This window comes from Mycolicibacterium sphagni (genome assembly GCF_002250655.1).
GTDB lineage: Bacteria > Actinomycetota > Actinomycetes > Mycobacteriales > Mycobacteriaceae > Mycobacterium > Mycobacterium sphagni.
The window spans coordinates 1-17,843 of sequence record NZ_NOZR01000040.1; the positions used below are offsets into that span (position 1 = coordinate 1).

Sequence of the window (17,843 nt, forward strand, 5' to 3'; positions counted from 1 at the left end):
GTCCGGGGACCACGTCCGGTCCCGGGGCCGGGGGCGGGGGAGCGCCCGGGTACCACGGCGGCGGCAGCGGATTGTTCTGGTCATAGGAGTTCGACGGCGCGCCACCGCGCGGACCACCCGGCGGGTAGTCGACGGGATCGGGCCCGCCCATCAACGCGGCCAGCGAGTCCGGGGTGAGCATGTTCGCGGTGAACGCCTGCACGTCGACGCCCTGCATGCCCGGCGCCACAATCCAGCCCTGCTCGTGATTGCCGTGCGAGAACAACGTGTCTCGCGACCAGATGCCCGGCACCGTCGTGTCCTTATACCCCGGCGGCGGCTGCAGCCGCGGTTCGGAATAGGCCACATACTTCGGCAGCATCTCGGCCGTCGAGAACTGGTTGACGCCGAACGGTGGGAAGTTGAACTTGAACGCGTCCATGATCGGAGCGAGGTACTCCGCGCACATCTCCGCCGAATCCTGGTAGCCCAAGCGGCTACCGGACTGGATGGCACTGCAGATGAACTGCAGCGGGTTGGCGAAGCTGGCGATCGTCGGAATAGCCACCAGCGCGCCGTGTGTCGGGTGATAGATGTTCTGCAGGTTGGCGGCCAGGTTCGGGTAGACGTGCAACACCGTCTCCAGGCCGTTGCGCGACTCCGGCTGCAGGATCTGAGTCGTGACGTCGGAGAGGTTGTTGATGTCTTTGCTCAGCACCGAGCCGTTGTCGTTGACGAACTTGCGCGCCGTGGTCAGCAGCGTGTCAATGTCCTTGACCGCCTTGGACACTTCCTGATCCGATTGGGTGAACGAACCGGTGAAGGTGGCCAGGTCGGTGTTCAGCGCCACCAGCTGCTGGTCGCTCTTGTGCAGTGCGTTGACGAACAGTGCGAGGCTCTTGAGCACGGCGAAGAAGTCGCCACGCCCTTCGTTGAGCGCGGTCACCGCGTCGGACAGGGCCTTGAACGTGGTGTTGATCTGCTCGCCCTTGCCCTCCAGCCCGTTGGCGAAGGACTCCAAGACGTCACCGAAGGGGCCCTTGGGCTGCTCGGGCGTCGGGCCGAGTTTGGTGACGATGTCCGAGATCTGGTTGCGCAGGTCGTCCCACTCCACCGGCACCTGGGTGCGATCGATCGGGATGACGGCGTTGTTCTCCATCACCGGTCCGCCGGTGTAGGCGGGCGCCAACTGGATCACGCGGGAGGCGACCAGGCTCGGGTTGAGGATCGTCGCGGTGGCGTTGGCCGGCACCTTGTACTTGTTCTCGTAGTTGAAGGTGACCTTCATCTTGTCGCCGGCCGGTTCGATCTTGTCGATCTTGCCGACCTGCACGCCCATGATCTGCACCCGGTCGCCGGGGTAGAGCGCCAGCGCCTCGGGGAAGTACGCCACCACCGTGTTGGTGGTGACCTTCTTGTAGAGGTAGTAGCCGCCAAACGCCGCGAACACTCCGATGATCACCACGAGCGTGCCGATGATCACGGACGCGCGAGACATCTTCGGCATGCCCAGGTTACGAATATTGAAGACTGTCGACATCGGTTAGGCTCCCCCTCCCTGATCGACGGGCGCCAGGTCGCCGACCGGCGGCACCTGCGGACCCGGTCCCGGTGGCGGGATCGGCCCGATAAGGGCGTTCGGCGGCGGGGCGTATCCGGGGATATCGGTGGCCGGGCCCGGCGTCGGGGCGACCGGAACGGTGCGGGCCCCCGGCGGGCCGGGTGCCAGCGGCGGGGCCGGCACACCGCGCACATCCGGTGACAGCTCGCCGGGGAAGGCGGCGCTCGGCACGCCCGGCCCGGGGACCGCGGCGGGGTTGGGCGCCGAGATCGGCACGTCGGTGGCGGGGTATGCGCCCGGCACCGGACCGAAGGGTCCGTCTGTCAGGCCGGCACACGGCAGCGGGTTGGCCGCTGTCGGAATGCCGTCCGCCGGTGGGGTGTACGAGCAGGGCGACCCGGGGCCGACGGCGGGACCCGGATGGTCCGGCGTGCCCTCCAGCGGACTGGGGGCCGGCGGCGGCGCACCGTTGGGCTGGCGCTGGCCGTTGGGATCGGGGAACCGGAAGGCCGGCAGGCCCGCGTTGCGCCAGAACTCCTCGGGGTCGATACCGCGCTTCTTGAACGCGGCGTCCACCCAGGGCTGCAGGATCTGGTACGGCACCAGGTTGACCACCAGCACCTTGAAGTAGGGGCCCGAGCCGATGGCCTCGGCCAGTGCGCCCATGAACTTCGACGCGGTGATCAGCACGTCGGACAGGTCCGTCTTGTGCTTCACCAGCACGTTGCTAATCGTATTCAGCTGCTGCAGAACGTGATTCAGGTTCGGGTTGTCGTTGACGAAACCGGTGAACTGGGCCGAGAGCTCAGAGATGTTGGACAGCAGGTAGTCGATCTCGTTGCGGCGCTCGTTGACGGCCGCGAGCAGCGTCTGAGCGTTGACCGCCAGCCGGTTGATCTGCTCGCTGCGGTTACCCAGTACCGCGGCGACCTTGTTGGCGTTGGCCAGCAGCTGCTTGAACTGCTCGTCGCGCTTGCCGATCGTGTCGGAGAACCGCGCCACCCCATCCAGTGCCGCACTCAGGTGCGGATAGGTCTGGTCGATGGTCTCCGACAACACGTTCAGCGATCGCTTGACGGTGTCGATATCCCAGCCCTGGGCGGCTTTCGTCACGTCGAACACCGCGTCGTAGATCTGATACGGCGTGGTGGTCTGTCCGACCGGCAGCACAGCGCTGGCACGCAATTTCTGGTTGCCGCGCGGCTCGATCTCCAGCACCCGCTTGCCCAGGATCGTCTCGGTGCGGATGGCCAGCCGACTCTCGGTGCCAACCTGCCTGGCGCCCAAGTCGAATCCGATCAGCACGTGATCGCCGTCGATCTTCAGCGACTTGACCTCACCGACGTCCATACCGGCGATGCGGACCTTGTCGCCCGGGTTCAAGCCCGCGCTGTCGGTGAACTGGCCGTAGTAGGTCGGCTGGGCGAACAACTGCGGAATGCCCGAAAAGCTTTGGCCCACCGCAACGACCAGCAGGATGATCAGGATGCCGGCAATGCCGTTCTTGACCCGGTTGGGAGTCTCTAACGTCCTCATTGCGGCGTGCACCTACCCGTGGGCTGCTGAGTGATCTTCACGGTGCGGACCGGGCCACCGGGCTGCAAGCCGTTGAGCTTCAGATTGATGTCGCACAGGTAGAAGTTGAAGAAGTCGCCGTAGATACCGCCGGCGCGGCCGATCATCTTGACCGCAACGGGCAGCTTGGTCAGCAGATCGTCGAGGCGATCCTGTCCGTCGGCCAGCGGCTGCTGAATGGTCTCCAGCTTGGAGATGGTGTCCTTGAGTTTCGGACGGTCGTCGGCCAGCAGGTCACCCAAAGTGCCTGCGGCACTGCTGATATCGGCAGTCGCCTGAGCTAGCGGGTCGGCGTGGTTGCGCAACCCGGTGATGAGGATCTCGAAGTTGTTGACCGTCTGGTCGAAGTCCTTCTCGTGCTTGACGGTGGTGTCCAGCACGGTGTTCAGGTTGGTGATCACCTCACCGATCGCCTGGTCCCGGTCGGCCAACGCTGAAGTCAGCTGGGCGGTCTGATCCAGGATGTCGTTGATGGTGCCGCCCTGCCCCTGGAAAACCGTGATCAGCGACGAGGCAATGGTGTTGACCTTCTGCGGATCCAAGGACTTGAACAGTGGCTTGAAACCACCGATCAGTGCGTCGAGGTCGAGGGCAGGCTGGGTGCGCGACATCGGGATGAACCCGCCGGCAGGCAGCACCCGGTCGGCGCCCTGACCGGTGCCGCGATCGAGGTTGACGTAGCGGTTGCCGATCAGGTCCTGATAGCGAATCTGCGCGGTGGTCGACTGGTACAGCGGCAACGTCCGGTCGACGTTCAGCGTCACCAGCACCCGCTGACCGTTGTCGGCGAGCGTGATGTTGGAGACTTTGCCGACCTCGACACCGCCGGCACGGACGAACTGGCCGTCACGCAAGCCACTGGCATTGCTGAATTCGGCTGTGTACGCGGTCGTCCGGTCAAATCGGAACTGCCCGAACACGATGACGATGATCGCCGTGAAGAGCAGGAGCACCAACGCGAATGCCCCGAGTTTGATTGCTGTGCCGGTGATTTTCATGGGTTGATCGTGTTCTCCCCGACTTGGCGTCCCCAGACGTATTCGGTGAGGATGGGCTGGCCGAGTTCGAAGTGGTTGTACGGCGCGAGCGAGGCACCATCGTCTACCACCAGGTGCGGCGCCGGCCAGAAATTGCGGTCAATCTTCTGCCAGCAACCCGGTGCCCCGCCGGGGCCGCCGTGCCCGTTGAGCCTGGGCAGGTTGTCCGGATACACGTACGGGTTGGGGGCGCCTAGTAGTTCGGTGACGGTGTCGAGCGAATAGCCGTTGCCGCCAAAGGCATCCAGTGCCGGCTGCAGCGCCTCGGCCTCACCCTTGATCTGGCAGTACAGCTGCGGGCTGTAGGTGTCCAGCAGTTGGGCGCTGGGGACGAAATCGGCTTGGCCGCGTACGAAGTAGGGGCCGCCGCGTTCGAAGATATCGGCGCCGGTGTTGCCGAACCCGGTGGAGGCCAGCAGCGCGGCATCGAGATCCTTCTGCTGCTGGTTGAGGGTGCGCGCGGTGGTGACCGCGTGATCCAGGAAGTCCCACAGGTCCGGGCTGGCCTTGATGTAGACATCGGCCAGCTTGGACAGCTGCTGGATATTGGTGCGGATCTGCGGCATCTGCGGATTGACGTCATCGAGGACCGCATTGCCGTTGACGATCGACTGCCCGAACTTGGTACCCAGACCACCCAGCGCCTCAGCAGCAGCCGACAACGTCAGATTCAGCTTGACCGGATCAACCTTCTCCGAGATCGACGTCAACGTCTCGAACAACGTGTTGAACTCCGTGGTGACCCCGGAGGACTTGATGACGTCCGCGCTCGAAATCCTGGTCTTGACCGGATCCTTGGGGCTGGTGAACGACACGTACTTATTGCCGAAGACCGTGCTGGCCTTGATCTGCGCGTCCACGTTGGCCGGGATCAGGGAGATGTAGTGGGGCGCGATCTCGAGGGTGAGTTCGGCGACCGACTTGCCGCCGCGATCCACCGCGGCCACCTTGCTGACGCGGCCGATCTCCACCCCGTTGTAGGTGACCTTCGAGCCCGGGTCCATCACCAGACCCGCCCGGTCAGACACCATCGTGAGCTGCGTCTTCGGCGTGAGATCCCCGCGGAACTGGAGGTAGACCAGGGTCACCAGGCCAACCGCCAGCACCAAGAAGACCACGCCCGCCAGCTTGAGCGGCGGGCGCCTGGGCGAATTCAACGGCTCGGTCATACCGCTACACCGTGAGATTGAAGTTCGGGTTGGTGCCGTAAAGCGCCAACGAGGCCAACAGGACGACCGTCGCGACGGCGACCAGCGAGGCGCGCATCGAGATTCCGACGGCCTCGCCCACGCCGACCGGACCGCCGCTGGCGTTGTAGCCGAAGTAGCAGTGATTGATCATCACAAACATCGCGATGATGATGGCCACCACGAACGACCAGAACACGTCGTCGGGCCGCAGGAACGTGCGGAAGTAGTGGTCGTAGGTACCGGTCGACTGGCCGTAGAGAACAGTCGTGGTGAGCTGTGCGGCCAGGAACGACAACAGCAGCGCCATCGCGTACAGCGGAATGATCACGACCATGCCGGCGAGGATCCGCGTCGACACCAGGTAGCTGACGGACTTGATGCCCATCACCTCGAGGGCGTCGATCTCCTCACTGATACGCATGGCACCCAGTTCCGCGGTCGCGCCGGCGCCGACGGTGGCGGCCAGGGCGTGTCCGGAGACCAGTGGAGCGACGACGCGCACGTTCACCAGCGCCGCGACGAACCCGGTGAACGCCTCGACACCGATATTGCCCAACGAGGCGTACCCCTGGATCGCGATGAGCGAGCCACCCGAAAGGGTCACGAAACCGACGATGGCGATGGTGCCGCCGATGACGGCCATCGCCCCGGTGCCCATCCCGATCTCGGCGATCAGCCGCAGCGTCGCGCGGCGGTAGTAGTGCAGGGCGTGGGGGATCTGGCCGACCGCGGTCACGGTGAACCACGCCACGTCGCCGACCCTGGTGATGAACCGGCCCGGCGAGGCCGCCCATTTGGTGGCGGTGGTGTACGCGCGGGGATAGCGGCCGCGCAGAACTGTTGCGGTACTCATGTCAGTGCCCCGTTCCGAACCGAACACCAATCGTCGTCAGCACGACGTTGACGGCGAACAATGCGACCACGGAAAGGACGAGCGTTTCGTTCACTGCCGTGCCGAGGCCCTTGGAACCGCCGGAGACGGTCAGGCCGCGGTAGCACCCGACCAAGCCGGCGATCAGCCCGAAGGTGAGTGCCTTGACGATCGAGATGATCACCTCGGGAAGTCCGGTGATCAGTGTGAGGGTGGAGACGTAGGCGCCGGCGGAGATGTTCTGCATGTACACGCCGAAGATGAATCCGCCGACCAGGCCGACGGCGATGACGGCGCCGTTGAGCAGCACGGCGACGAATGTCGATGCGACGACCCGGGGCAGCACCAGACGGTGGATCGGATCGATGCCCAGCACTTCGAGGGCGTCGATCTCCTCACGAATGGTGCGCGCGCCGAGGTCGGCACAGATGGCTGTCGAGCCCGCGCCCGCGACCACCAGCACGGTCACGATGGGGCCGAGCTGGGTCACGGCGGCCAGTGCAGCACCTGCGCCGGAGACGTCAGCGGCGCCGAACTCCACCAGCAGGATGTTGATGGTGAAGATGATCAGGATCGTGTTGGGAACCGCCACGGCGATGGTCGGCAGAAACGTCACCCGGAACTGAAACCAGCCCTGGAGGATGAACTCTCGCCACTCGAAAGGCCACTTCGTCGTCGCCTTCGCGGTGAGCACGCACATGCGGAAGAACCCACCGATGGCGGTCATGGCGGGACGCACCTTGTCTTGGACGTAATCGCCAAGACCGGTCGTCGTCGTCGTCACTTCACCACCCACATAACGGGACCACGTCGGTCGCGGCTTAACGGCAGTCCGTCTGGCACATACCCTCCTTGCCCCGTCCCGGCGTGAGTGAGTGTCGTCTCCCTACTAACGAGTAGTAAGGCGGACCACAGGAATGTACCCGATCGCCGAGGGCCCGTGCACCGCATCTGCACTATTAACCCTCCCTGGTCTTATGTCGAAATTTGTCGCGTCCGTAAGCGGCCCGGACGCTAGCCGGGATCGGCTGCATCCGAAGCAGTTTCGGCTACGGAATCAGTTCCGGCGCTGGCGCTGAAGCGAATCCGCAATTCGGTCTTCAACACTTTGCCAGCGGGGTTGCGTGGTAGGGCGTCAACGACTTCAAGGCCCTTCGGATGCTTGTAGCGGGCCAGTCGCTCGGTCAGGAACTCATCGAGTTCGGACAACTCCAAGCCGGGCGCGGAAATGGCGGCGACGGCGACCGGCACCTCGCCCCACTTGGGGTGGGCGCGACCGATGACCGCGACTTCGACGATCGCCGGATGTGCGGCCAGCACGTTCTCCACCTCAGCGCAGTAGATGTTCTCGCCGCCGGAGATGATCATGTCCTTCTTGCGGTCGACCACCCAGACATAGCCGTCGGAGTCCGTCCGGACCAGATCGCCGGAGTGGAACCAGCCACCGGCGAACGCCTCGGCGGTGGCTTCCGGGTTGTTCCAATAGCCGGCCATGAGAGTCGGTGCGCGATAGACGATTTCGCCGACTTCGCCAACCGGCACGTCGTTCATGTTCTCATCGACAACGCGAGCCGCCACGGTCGGTATCACCTTGCCGACCGACCCGCGCTTGCGGATCGCGTCGTCGCCGAGCAGCATGCACGTCACCGGCGACATCTCGGTCTGGCCGAACGCGGCGAGGATCTTGCTGTCGGGGAACGTCTCCGACATCTGGCGTAGCAGGGTATCCGACGCCGGGGCCGCACCCCAGGACAGCGACCGAAGCCGGATGTCGCGCGGCTTGGCCTGCTGGGCGGCGCAGACGGCCTGCCACTGTGCCGGCACCAGGAAGATGCCGGTGACTCGCTCGGCCTCGAGCACGTCGAGCAGCTGCCCGGGGTCGAATCCGCCGAGCGGATGGATGACGGTCGGGGTGCCCAGGATGAGGCCGCCCAGGGTGTTGCCGATTCCGGCGATGTGGAACAGCGGGACCCCGATGAAGCCGACGTCGTGGTTGATGTCGGGGCCGGTGGTGTACATGCCGGTCATCGCCTGGCCGGCCAGGTTGGTGTGGGTCAGCACGGCACCCTTGGGCCGCCCGGTGGTGCCCGAGGTGTACATGATCAGGGCCGGGCTGTCGCCGGGGATGTCCACCGGTTCGTGCTGCTCGCCATCTTCGGCGATGAGGTCCTCGTAGCCGAGCACGCCGTCATCGGTCGCGCCACCGGCGACGACGACGCTGGACAGCGCCGGGGCGATGTCACGGACGGCCTTGGCGACGTCGGCGAGCACGGTTTCGGTGACCAGCACGGCCGCCTCGCAGTCCTGAACCAGGAACGCCAACTCCGGCGGGGTCAGCCGGAAGTTGACCGGCACCGCGATCGCGCCGAGCTGGTTGGCCGCCAGGGTGGCCTCGATGAACTCGGGGCGGTTGAGCATCAGGATCATCACCCGGTCGCCGAACCGCACGCCGCGCCGGCTGAACGCGTCCGCGAGCGCGGTGACGCGGCGTTCGAGCTCGCCCCATGTCGTGGTGTGGCCCATGTACCGCAGCGCGGTCTTGTCCGGCTGCATCAGCGCGTGCCGCGCCAACTGGTTCGTCCAGTTTTGACGGCGCGCCAGGTAGGGCTGGTCGGTGGTCGCAGTCAGCTGTCTGGTCACTAGGCCTCTGTATCCGTTCGTCTGGCGTGAACGTTGCGTGAATCCGGTGCGTGAGGGCGCAATAATCGTTATATTTGATCAAATTTGCTGTTGCTTGGGTCACACTATTGCACCTGCCGCACCCCACACAAGTCCTCGGAGGTCACGTGAACGCACCGGCTTCCGCACGGATTGAAAACCGTCGGGGAGGCCGTCGTTCGCAGCTGTCGGACGAGGTCGCCGCGCATCTGCGGGAAGCGATCATGACCGGCGCACTGCGGCCCGGGACGTTCATCCGCCTCGACGAGACGGCCGCCCGGCTCGGTGTCAGCATCACCCCGGTTCGTGAGGCCTTACTGACCCTTCGGGGCGAGGGGATGGTGGCCCTCGAGCCGAGGCGCGGCTATGTAGTACAACCGCTGAGTCGCCAGGACGTCGCCGACATCTACTGGCTGCAGGCCACCATCGCCAAGGAGTTGGTGACCAGTGCGGCCGAGCGATTGACCGAAGAGCAGATCGGCGAGCTCGAAGCGGCCAACGAGACGCTGGCCGCGGCGGTGGCCGGGAGCGATCCGGCCACCATCGCTGCGGCCGAATTCGCCTTCCACCGGCTGCTGAACCGCGGGGCCGGCCGGATGAAGCTGGCCTGGTTCCTGCTGCACGCGGCGCGCTACATGCCGCCGCAGATCTACGTCACCGACGCGTCGTGGGGCGAGGCGGCTGTCGAAACCCACCGCCAGCTGATCGCCGCGCTCCGACGGCGGGACCACCCCGCGCTGGTCGAGCTGTCCGGGGCGGAGTTCAACGACGGCGTGCGCCGGCTGCTGGAGCAGCTGGAACGCAACGGAATGTGGCGGCGCTAGTTCCTGCCCGCCGGCCTCTTTCCCCGGGTCGCTTCGCTCCTGCCCGCCGGCCTCTTTCCCGGGTCGCTTCGCTCCTGCCCGCCGGCCTCTTTCCCCGGGTCGCTTCGCTCCTGCCCGCCGGCCTCTTTCCCCGGGTCGCTTCGCTCCTGCCCGCCGGCCCCTTTCCCCGGGTCGCTTCGCTCCTGCCCGCCGGCCCTAGTTCGCGAGCTGCTCGGCGCGCGCCTTGAGATTGTTGGCCAGATGCTCAAGAACGTCGTTGACCAGCTTCTTGACCATCATGTCCGGGACCGGCAGGGATACCTCGACCTCCAGGTCCACCGTGAGCAGGCTCGACGGTCCCATCGCCACCACCGAGAACAGCTGGTCTTGCTTGGTGAACACCTCGCCCTGCTGCAGCACCGTCTGGATCTGGCCTTCACCGGGGTAGTAGACGGCCTGGATGAAGGTGCCCGACTGACCCTGGATCTCCATGTCGAGCCGCAGCTGGCTGGGGCGGCCGTCGTCGTAGCGGGCCAAGACGTACACCGCCTTGGCCTCGGGGTTCCACTGCGGGTACGCCTCGAAATCGGCAACGATGCCGAGGATCGAAGCGGCATCGGCGTTGACTTCGACGGTCTTGCTGACGAGCGGCATCGGGCGAGTCTATCGAGGGCGCCGGAGCGCTACGCGTGCGCCTTCTTGGGGTCGCCGGCGGGCCCCAGCGGCGACTCCACCCGAATCTTCTCTTCGCGAATCAGGCCGCGCAGCAACGCCGTACTGAATTCGGCGGCAATCTCCTTGGCGGTGCGACGGCCGTCCGGGCGCAGCCAGCGGTAGGCCCCGAGCGTCATGCCGATGTAGCCCAGCGCGACCACGTGCGTATCGCAGTCGAAGAACTCGCCGCTGGCGATACCGCGGCCGATCAGGCCGTGCACATGCTCGTAGACCTGGGTTTCCTTCTCCCTGACCTCGCCGACCTGCTCGTCGGTGAACCACTCGGTGATGTAGGGCGCCTCCTGGAAATACACCGCCGCACCCTCGGGGTTCTCAGCGATGTTCGTCAGCAGCTTCACGGTGTACTGATACAGCGCCTCGCGGGCGGTCCAGGACGGGTCGTCGTGAACGGCTTCCAGGGTGTTGTCGGCAGCGCGGCGGTAGATGTCGAACAGGATGAGCGACTTGCTCGCGTAGTAGTGGTACACGGTCGCCTTGTTCAGGCCGACGACATCGGCGACGTCATCCATCCTGGTGCCGTGATAGCCCCGCGCGGCGAAGAGCTTGGTGGCAACGGCCAGCAGCTCTTCGCGCCGGGTCATCCCGTTCTCGGGTGGCATGGTGTCCTCGCTTGTCTTCATCCGGCGAGCCGGCTGTCTATCAACTAGTTGGATAGTTTAATGACCGGTATCGCGGCGAGGACCCGCGGACTAGACTCCGGAATGTTGCGGCGGCTCTGGGAGGTGTGTGCGGATGGATCCGAATCCGGATTACGACGCGAGCGATGAGGTCGAGTACTTCTTCAGCTGGCTCCCTTGGGCGCTGCGCGGCGTCTACCCACCGCCCGCTTACCCGCCGGTCTAAACCCGCCTGACCAAACCCTTGCCGGTCGGCCTGCGGGCGATGATCGCCCGCGACCCCGATGAACCGCACCGTGCGGCCAGCTCACTCGAGCTTCTTTTCGACCTCGTTTTCGTGGTCGCCGTCTCCCAGGCGTCCGGCGCCCTGCACCAGATCTGGGAAGAGCAGCATTTTGCCGAAGGCCTGGCGGCCTACGCAATGGTGTTCTTCGCGATCTTCAACGCCTGGATGAACTTCAGCTGGTTCGCCAGTGCCTATGACACCGACGACTGGCTCTATCGGCTGACGACGTTCGTCCAGATGGCCGGCGCGCTGGTCATCGCCGCCGGCGCGCAGCGCGCGATGCTGGAGAACGACTTCGGGGCCATCATCGTCGGTTACGTGATCATGCGGGTGGCGATGGCCGCCCAATGGACCCGGGCCGCGATCAGCGATCCCGAGTACCGCGGCACCTGCGTGCGCTACGCCGTGGGCATCGTCATCGCGCAAGTCTTATGGGTCTCGTGGTGGGCCGTCGGCGGGTCGGTGTGGTGGTTCCCGGTGCTGGCGGTGATCGACCTGTCGGTGTCGCCGATCGCCGAACACCATAAGGTGACGGCCTACCATCACCATCACATCGCCGAGCGGTACGGCTTGTTCACGCTGATCGTGCTGGGCGAATCGATTCTGGCGGTAGCTAATTCGATCATCGGCGGACTCTCGGACGCGCACGCTCGCACCAGCCTCATCGTCGTCGCCGCCTGTTCACTGACGATCGTGGCGTCGATGTGGTGGATCTATTTCGACCGTCCGCAGCACAGTCAGACCATGACCTTCGGACGGTCCTTCTACTGGGGCTATCTGCACTACTTCATCTTTGCCTCGGCCGCCGCATTCTCGGCCGGGGTGGAGGTCGCGGTCGCCGACCGGCTCGGGGAATGTCACCTGCCACATATCGCTGCCGCGCTGAGCCTGACCGTTCCCCTGGCGGTGTTCCTGCTTGCGACCTGGTTGGTGCTCGACGCGGTGCACCGCGACATCGTCCAGGCGGTCGGCACCGTGGCACTGACCGTGGCGATGCTGTGTACGTCGCTACTACCCAACGCGCCGGTCGGTGCGGCCGTGATCATGGTCGTGGCGGCCGCGCTGGTGAGCTGGCGCCATGCGGCCCGTAAGCTTGCTCAGCTGTGACCGACTGGACAACGAACGCGGCGCGGCCGCACGAGATGCGGCTTCGCCTGGACTCCTACCCCGTCGTCGATGCCGCGCAGGCACGTTACGGCGACATGGATGCCAACGGCCACCTCAACAACCTCGCGCTGGAATCCCTGCACGAGAACGCCCGGGCGACCATGAACCGCAGCCTGTTCCTCGATATCTACGACGTGGGCACCCGTCGGCTGCGCCTGGTCACCTCGCAGAATGCCGTGCACTTCCTGGCCGAGGTGCACTGGCCCAACACCATCCAGACCGGCGCAGGCGTGGGACGGATCGGGCGCACCTCGTTCGTGGCCTCCACGGGCCTGTTCGTCCGCGGTGAGTGCGTCGGCGTGTGCGACACCGTGCTGGTCATGCTCGGCGACGACGGCCCGGTACCGATTTCCGACGAAGGGCGTGCGGCACTGGAAACCGTAAGACTCGGGTTGCAGGGCTAAAGCGATTGGCGCTAAAGCGCTTTGAGCTCCTCGATGACCTCGCTGACCGATTTCTTGGCGTCCCCGAACAGCATTGAGGTCTGCTCGAGGAAAAACAGCGGGTTCTCGATACCGGCGTAGCCGGAGCTCATTCCTCGTTTGAGCACGATCACCGACCGGGATTGGTCGACGTTGAGGATGGGCATCCCGTGAATCGGGCTCGACGGGTCGTTGCGCGCCGCGGGGTTGGTGACGTCGTTGGCGCCGATCACCAAAGTGACATCGGTGCGGGCGAATTCGCCGTTGATGTCGTCCATTTCCTTCATGGCGTCGTAGGCGACATCGGCCTCGGCCAGCAGCACGTTCATGTGCCCGGGCATGCGTCCGGCGACCGGGTGAATGGCGTACTTGACCTCCACACCCTTGTTCTCCAGGATCTCGGCCATCTCTTTGACGGTGTGCTGAGCCTGTGCGACGGCCAGGCCGTAACCGGGCACCACGATCACCTGGTTGGCGTAGGCCATCTGGATCGCGGCGTCCGCGGCCGAGGTCGCCTTGACGGTGCCCTGATCACCACCGGCCGGGCCCGCCCCGGCCTCACCGCCACCGAATGAGCCGAACACGATCGCCGGGATGGACCGGTTCATCGCGACGGCCATCAAGTTGGTCAGGATCGAGCCCGACGCACCGACTATCATGCCCGCCACGATCATCGCCGTGTTGTTCAACGCCAAACCTGCTGCCGCAGCCGACAATCCGGTCAAAGCGTTGAGCAACGAGATGACCACCGGCATGTCAGCGCCACCGATCGGGAACACCACGAACAGGCCCATCACGCCGGCCAGCACCAGCACCAGCACGATCAGCCAGGCCGGGCTACCGTGTCCGGCGTTCAACCCGATGTAGACCGCGGCCGCGACGGCACCCAGCGCGAGCACGATGTTGGCCGCCTGGAACAGCTTCGCCGAGCGCACCAACGCCTTCTCGACGTTCTTCGGGATCGACTCCTGCAGTTTCAGGAACGCCACCAGCGAACCCCAGAACGACACCGAGCCGATGATCGCGGCAAACAACGATCCCACGACCAGGGCCACGGTGGGCTCCTGATCGGGCTTGAAGACCGAAAAGCCATCGGTCTCAATGAATTCCGACCAGGCGATGAGCGCGACGGTGCCACCGCCCACGCCGTTGAACAGAGCGACCAGCTGCGGCATCGCCGTCATCTTGGTCTTCTTGGCTGGCGGCACACCCAACACCACACCGATCAACAGGCCGGCGACGATCAGGATCCAGTTGATGGTCGCGGTATCGCGCACCTTGATCAGGGTGGCCACCACCGCGATCGCCATACCGGCGGCCGCAATCAAGTTGCCGCGCACCGCCGTCTTGGGCCCGGTCAGCCCGGACAAGCCCAGGATGAAGAGTGCGAACGCGACAATGTAGAGAACGTTGACGAGGTAGTTCACTTGTCAGCTCCGGCCTTCTGGTCGGACTTCTTCTTGCCCTTGAACATTCCCAGCATCCGGTCGGTGACCAGGAAGCCGCCGATCACGTTGAGCGTGCCGAACACCAGCGCCACGAACGCGATGATCCGCACCCCCCAGTTCGCATCGGCGGGCAGGTTGCCCAGCACCAGCAGCGCACCGAGCACGACGATGCCGTGAATGGCGTTGGTACCCGACATCAGCGGGGTGTGCAAGGTGTTGGGCACTTTGGAGATAACGGCGAACCCGACGAATCCGGCCAGCACCAGGATCGCCAGATTGCCCAGCAGTTGCTCGTACATTTACTCGGCCTCTTCGCTCGATGGCTTCGCCGCCGGGGCGGCTTCGCGGGTGACGCAGGAGGCCGAGACGACCTCGTCGGAGAAGTCCGGCGCCAGCGCGCCGTCGGTGATCAAAAGTTCCAACAGCGACGTCAGGTTCTTCGAGTACAGCTCGCTGGCATGCTCGGGCATGGTCGCCGGCAGGTTCAGCGGCGAGGCGATCGTCACCCCGTGCTTGACCACAGTGCGGCCCGGTTCGGTCAGCTCGCAGTTGCCACCGGTCTCACCAGCCAGGTCGACCACCACGCTGCCCGGCTTCATGCCCTCCACCGCGGCGGCGGTCACCAACCGCGGCGCCGGGCGGCCCGGCACCAGCGCCGTCGTGATCACCACGTCGAAACCACCGATTGCGGCCTCCAGCGTCTTCTGCTGCTGAGCCCGCTCCTCGTCAGTCAGCTCGCGGGCGTAGCCGCCCTCACCCGCAGCGTCGATACCCAGATCCAGCCATTGGGCGCCCACCGAGCGCACCTGATCGGCGACCTCGGGGCGCACGTCGTAGCCGGTGGTGCGCGCACCCAGCCGCTTGGCGGTCGCCAGCGCCTGCAGCCCCGCCACACCGACACCGAGCACCAGCAGACTGGCCGGCTTCACGGTTCCGGCCGCGGTCGTCAGCATCGGGAAGAAACGCGTCGACTCGCTGGCGGCGAGCACGACCGCCTTGTAGCCGGCCACGTTGGCCTGTGAGGACAGCGCATCCATCACCTGGGCGCGGGAGATGCGGGGAATCGCCTCCACCGCGAAGGCCTGCACACCGTGCTGCTTGAGCGCGGCGATCTGGTTGTCGGCGTTGCGCGGGGCCAAGAAGCCGATCAGCGTCTGACCGGACTTCAGCCGGGCCACCTCGTCGGCGGTGGGCGGCGCGACCTTCACCACCACGTCGGCAGCCCACGCGTCGCCGATCGTCGCACCGGCCTCGGTGTACAGCTCGTCGGGCAGCAGCGCACGCTCCCCCGCGCCGGCCTGTACCACCACCGCGACCCCGCTGTTGACAAGTGTCGACACCGCTTTGGGCACCAGCGCCACTCGCCGCTCGTCGGCACCCGACTCGGCGACGACGCCAACCGTCGTCTTCGTATCAGTCATGACCCCTGCGTCTGCTTCCTAGCGTGGATTTCGCCGGGGAAGGCCCCTGCGCTCGTGACACCCTAACCACATCGGCCGGGATCTCCCCAAGCCAGAATGGCCCGCATCGATACAGTTCCCCCATCTGGGGGAGGGTTTGAAGACTGTCAGTCTCGCTCAGTGGGAATGTCGCCGTCGGGCACGGTCACGATGGCTGTGGTGCCCCCGCCGACCGTGTCGACCAACTGGACCGAACCACCCATCGCTTCGACGCCCACCACCAGCGACGACAGCCCGATATGCCCCTCGGCGACCTTGTGGTCCAAGACGGCTGGGTCGAATCCCACCCCGTTGTCGACCACCCGCAGCACCAGCGCACCGGCCGGGTTGTCGAGCTCGACGCGCAGCCGGGTCGCACGAGAATGCTTGTGCGCGTTGGCCAATAGCTCACGCGCCGCTCGGTACAGCAAGGCTTGTGCAGGCGGCTTGCCGACTTCTTCGACCACGCAATCGATGGTGACGTTCCAGCGTCGCTCGTACTGACCGACCAGCTCACGCAGTGCTGCGCCGAGCCCCACCTGGGCCAGCACCTGCGGGTGCAGCGTGGACACCGCGCTTCGCAACATGTTGATCGCGTCCTGCAGCGCGGAGTCGATCCGCTCGAAACCGGACTCGGTTGGCTGTTCACGCAGGTCTTCCAGGTCCAGGCGGGCAGCCAGCAGATTCTGCAGCGGCCCGTCGTGCAACTGTTCGGAAAGCTGCCGGTTATTGCGTTCGTCGGCCTGCATGGACTCCGAGACCAGCCTGCGCCGCACCTCGAGAAGGTGCCCCACCCGGGCCCGGCGGCGGGCCAGCACCAGGCAGAGCGCGGTGGTGGCCAGCGCCAGCCACACCAGACAGCCGACCTGGACGTACACGATGTTGGGCAGGCCCATCGTGTCGTCGTGTTTGGAATAGAAGATCCAGGCCCCCAGGTACCCGATCGCGGTGGTGGCGCCGATCAGGGCGGTGATCTCGGGCCGGTCCAGGAAGGCGACGGTGATCGGGATCAGGAAGAAGATCGGCAACAGCCACGACGTCGCCCCGCCGGAGGCGACGCACATCGCTAGCACCGCGACCATGTCGATAGCTGTTGAGGCCCAGCCGAACCACCACCGAAGCGGCCGCCGCAATACGACCGTCAACCACACCGAGGCGGTGACCGTGTAGATGATCAGCACCGACCAGTACACCGCCGGCAGCCAGTGGTCGACGCCCTCGATCCAGACCAGCAGCGCGATCAGAACGATCAGTGGCAGGCGCAGCACGGCCGCGACCCGCACCGGCTCGGTGCCCAGATAATCGGCGGCGCGAGCCAGCGGGGCCGGCAGATTACTCAAGCAGCCCCCGCCGCATAGCCTCGGCGACGGCCGCGGCCCGATCGCCGACGCCCAGCTTCTCGTAGAGCCGCTGCACGTGGGTCTTGACGGTCGACGGCGCCAGGAACAATGCCTCGGCGATCGCCGGGATGGTGCGTCCCAGCGCGATCATGTTCAGCACCTCGCGCTCGCGCGAGCTCAGCGACGGGCCGGAAGGCTCGGCGCGGCGGCGGATTTCGACGGCGAGCCCCGACGCCAGCCGAGGCGAGAGAACGTCGCGGCCCTTGGCGCAATCCAGCACCGCATTGACGATCTCGGATCGGGTGGAGTCCTTGGGCAGGTAGCCGGCCGCACCTTGTTGCAGCGCGTGGTACACGATTTCGGCGTCGTCGTGCGCGGAGACCAGCAGCACTCGTGTCGACAGCTCGTCGCGAAGCACGGCGGCGGCCACCTCGCCGCCGTTCATTCCCGGCATCCGGTAGTCCAGTAGCGCGACGTCCGGGCTGTGCTCCTTGATCAAGGCCAGTGCCGACGTGCCGTCCTCGGCTTCGGCGACCACGTCCACCTCACCGCTGCCGGACAGCGCCCTTACCAGACCGTCGCGGAACAGGGGGTGGTCGTCGCCGACGACGACGCGCACCTTTCGGTTATCGGGCATGCCAGGAGCTTTCCACAGGGCTCCGCCAATCGGGGGACAAACACTTCATCCCTACCAGGGCCCTATCAGCGGACAGAC

Annotated in this window: 17 protein-coding genes and 1 pseudogene; 4 read left to right on the forward strand and 14 right to left on the reverse strand. The window is 65.7% G+C overall.

Translation table 11 applies throughout. From position 1 onward, the window contains the following. The 7 genes from CG716_RS28100 to fadD5 all read right to left on the reverse strand — a co-directional run. On the reverse strand, positions 1-1,519 hold a 1,519-nt coding region (locus CG716_RS28100; protein WP_094484428.1), incomplete at its 3' end, for a virulence factor Mce family protein. Between the two features lie 3 nt (positions 1,520-1,522). After that, the gene (locus CG716_RS28105; RefSeq protein ID WP_094484429.1) at positions 1,523-3,076 is read right to left on the reverse strand and encodes a virulence factor Mce family protein; all 1,554 of its coding nucleotides are present in this window, start codon (positions 3,074-3,076) and stop codon (positions 1,523-1,525) included. Next, complete coding sequence (locus tag CG716_RS28110) at positions 3,073-4,113, reverse strand: virulence factor Mce family protein (protein WP_094484430.1); 1,041 nt, start codon at positions 4,111-4,113, stop codon at positions 3,073-3,075. Before CG716_RS28110 ends, CG716_RS28105 begins: the two co-directional genes overlap by 4 nt. Further along, positions 4,110-5,321, reverse strand: a complete 1,212-nt coding sequence (locus tag CG716_RS28115; RefSeq protein WP_094484431.1) for an MCE family protein — start codon at positions 5,319-5,321, stop codon at positions 4,110-4,112. Before CG716_RS28115 ends, CG716_RS28110 begins: the two co-directional genes overlap by 4 nt. A 4-nt stretch (positions 5,322-5,325) precedes the next feature. Next, positions 5,326-6,195 carry an MlaE family ABC transporter permease gene (locus tag CG716_RS28120; protein WP_094484432.1) on the reverse strand — a complete coding sequence of 290 codons (870 nt, stop codon included), beginning with the start codon at positions 6,193-6,195 and terminating at the stop codon, positions 5,326-5,328. 1 nt (position 6,196) lies between these two features. Next, the gene (locus CG716_RS28125; protein ID WP_094484452.1) at positions 6,197-6,940 is read right to left on the reverse strand and encodes an MlaE family ABC transporter permease; all 744 of its coding nucleotides are present in this window, start codon (positions 6,938-6,940) and stop codon (positions 6,197-6,199) included. Positions 6,941-7,227: 287 nt separating this feature from the next. Continuing rightward, positions 7,228-8,853: a fatty-acid--CoA ligase FadD5 gene (gene fadD5 / locus CG716_RS28130; protein WP_165774336.1), complete on the reverse strand. Its 1,626-nt coding sequence runs from the start codon at positions 8,851-8,853 to the stop codon at positions 7,228-7,230. Positions 8,854-8,999: 146 nt separating this feature from the next. Here fadD5 and CG716_RS28135 point away from each other — a divergent pair, with 146 nt between their 5' ends. Next, on the forward strand, positions 9,000-9,695 hold the full coding sequence (locus CG716_RS28135; protein ID WP_094484433.1) for a GntR family transcriptional regulator: 696 nt from the start codon (positions 9,000-9,002) through the stop codon (positions 9,693-9,695). Positions 9,696-9,890: 195 nt separating this feature from the next. Here the strand turns inward: CG716_RS28135 and CG716_RS28145 are convergent, their stop codons facing one another. Together CG716_RS28145 and CG716_RS28150 are read right to left on the reverse strand one after the other, a co-directional pair. Continuing rightward, on the reverse strand, positions 9,891-10,328 hold the full coding sequence (locus tag CG716_RS28145; RefSeq protein ID WP_094484435.1) for an SRPBCC family protein: 438 nt from the start codon (positions 10,326-10,328) through the stop codon (positions 9,891-9,893). 29 nt (positions 10,329-10,357) lie between these two features. After that, the gene (locus tag CG716_RS28150; protein WP_410430773.1) at positions 10,358-11,029 is read right to left on the reverse strand and encodes a TetR/AcrR family transcriptional regulator; all 672 of its coding nucleotides are present in this window, start codon (positions 11,027-11,029) and stop codon (positions 10,358-10,360) included. Positions 11,030-11,135: 106 nt separating this feature from the next. Between CG716_RS28150 and CG716_RS30965 the strand changes: the two are divergent. From CG716_RS30965 to CG716_RS28165, 3 genes and pseudogenes are all read left to right on the forward strand, one after another. Next, positions 11,136-11,252 (forward strand): annotated as a pseudogene (locus tag CG716_RS30965) (CAP domain-containing protein); the annotation flags it as partial. Between the two features lie 39 nt (positions 11,253-11,291). After that, positions 11,292-12,419 carry a low temperature requirement protein A gene (locus CG716_RS28160; RefSeq protein ID WP_094484436.1) on the forward strand — a complete coding sequence of 376 codons (1,128 nt, stop codon included), beginning with the start codon at positions 11,292-11,294 and terminating at the stop codon, positions 12,417-12,419. Then, on the forward strand, positions 12,416-12,883 hold the full coding sequence (locus CG716_RS28165) for an acyl-CoA thioesterase (protein ID WP_234818080.1): 468 nt from the start codon (positions 12,416-12,418) through the stop codon (positions 12,881-12,883). Before CG716_RS28160 ends, CG716_RS28165 begins: the two co-directional genes overlap by 4 nt. Positions 12,884-12,894: 11 nt before the next feature. On the opposite strand, the gene CG716_RS28170 is transcribed toward CG716_RS28165, so the two are convergent. The 5 genes from CG716_RS28170 to CG716_RS28190 form a co-directional block, all read right to left on the reverse strand. Continuing rightward, positions 12,895-14,328, reverse strand: coding sequence for an NAD(P)(+) transhydrogenase (Re/Si-specific) subunit beta (locus CG716_RS28170; RefSeq protein WP_094484437.1), 1,434 nt, complete (start codon positions 14,326-14,328; stop codon positions 12,895-12,897). Beyond that, a complete protein-coding gene (locus CG716_RS28175; RefSeq protein WP_094484438.1) occupies positions 14,325-14,648 on the reverse strand; it encodes an NAD(P) transhydrogenase subunit alpha part 2 in 324 nt (107 codons plus the stop codon). The genes CG716_RS28170 and CG716_RS28175 overlap by 4 nt, the downstream gene beginning before the upstream one ends. Continuing rightward, a complete protein-coding gene (locus CG716_RS28180) occupies positions 14,649-15,770 on the reverse strand; it encodes a Re/Si-specific NAD(P)(+) transhydrogenase subunit alpha (protein ID WP_094484439.1) in 1,122 nt (373 codons plus the stop codon). A 146-nt stretch (positions 15,771-15,916) separates the two neighbouring features. Further along, positions 15,917-17,128 carry a sensor histidine kinase gene (locus CG716_RS28185; RefSeq protein ID WP_094484440.1) on the reverse strand — a complete coding sequence of 404 codons (1,212 nt, stop codon included), beginning with the start codon at positions 17,126-17,128 and terminating at the stop codon, positions 15,917-15,919. After that, on the reverse strand, positions 17,121-17,765 hold the full coding sequence (locus CG716_RS28190; protein WP_094484441.1) for a response regulator: 645 nt from the start codon (positions 17,763-17,765) through the stop codon (positions 17,121-17,123). Before CG716_RS28190 ends, CG716_RS28185 begins: the two co-directional genes overlap by 8 nt. Positions 17,766-17,843 lie beyond the last annotated feature (78 nt).

What these genes read in the sequence shown, in the direction of transcription:
- CG716_RS28105 (WP_094484429.1), bottom strand. Translation starts at nt 3,076, where the DNA reads ATGAGGACGTTAGAGACTCCCAACCGGGTCAAGAACGGCATTGCCGGC.
- CG716_RS28110 (WP_094484430.1), bottom strand. Translation starts at nt 4,113, where the DNA reads ATGAAAATCACCGGCACAGCAATCAAACTCGGGGCATTCGCGTTGGTG.
- CG716_RS28115 (WP_094484431.1), bottom strand. Translation starts at nt 5,321, where the DNA reads ATGACCGAGCCGTTGAATTCGCCCAGGCGCCCGCCGCTCAAGCTGGCG.
- CG716_RS28120 (WP_094484432.1), bottom strand. Translation starts at nt 6,195, where the DNA reads ATGAGTACCGCAACAGTTCTGCGCGGCCGCTATCCCCGCGCGTACACC.
- CG716_RS28125 (WP_094484452.1), bottom strand. Translation starts at nt 6,940, where the DNA reads ATGACCGCCATCGGTGGGTTCTTCCGCATGTGCGTGCTCACCGCGAAG.
- CG716_RS28145 (WP_094484435.1), bottom strand. Translation starts at nt 10,328, where the DNA reads ATGCCGCTCGTCAGCAAGACCGTCGAAGTCAACGCCGATGCCGCTTCG.
- CG716_RS28150 (WP_410430773.1), bottom strand. Translation starts at nt 11,029, where the DNA reads ATGAAGACAAGCGAGGACACCATGCCACCCGAGAACGGGATGACCCGG.
- CG716_RS28160 (WP_094484436.1), top strand. Translation starts at nt 11,292, where the DNA reads ATGATCGCCCGCGACCCCGATGAACCGCACCGTGCGGCCAGCTCACTC.
- CG716_RS28175 (WP_094484438.1), bottom strand. Translation starts at nt 14,648, where the DNA reads ATGTACGAGCAACTGCTGGGCAATCTGGCGATCCTGGTGCTGGCCGGA.
- CG716_RS28180 (WP_094484439.1), bottom strand. Translation starts at nt 15,770, where the DNA reads ATGACTGATACGAAGACGACGGTTGGCGTCGTCGCCGAGTCGGGTGCC.
- CG716_RS28190 (WP_094484441.1), bottom strand. Translation starts at nt 17,765, where the DNA reads ATGCCCGATAACCGAAAGGTGCGCGTCGTCGTCGGCGACGACCACCCC.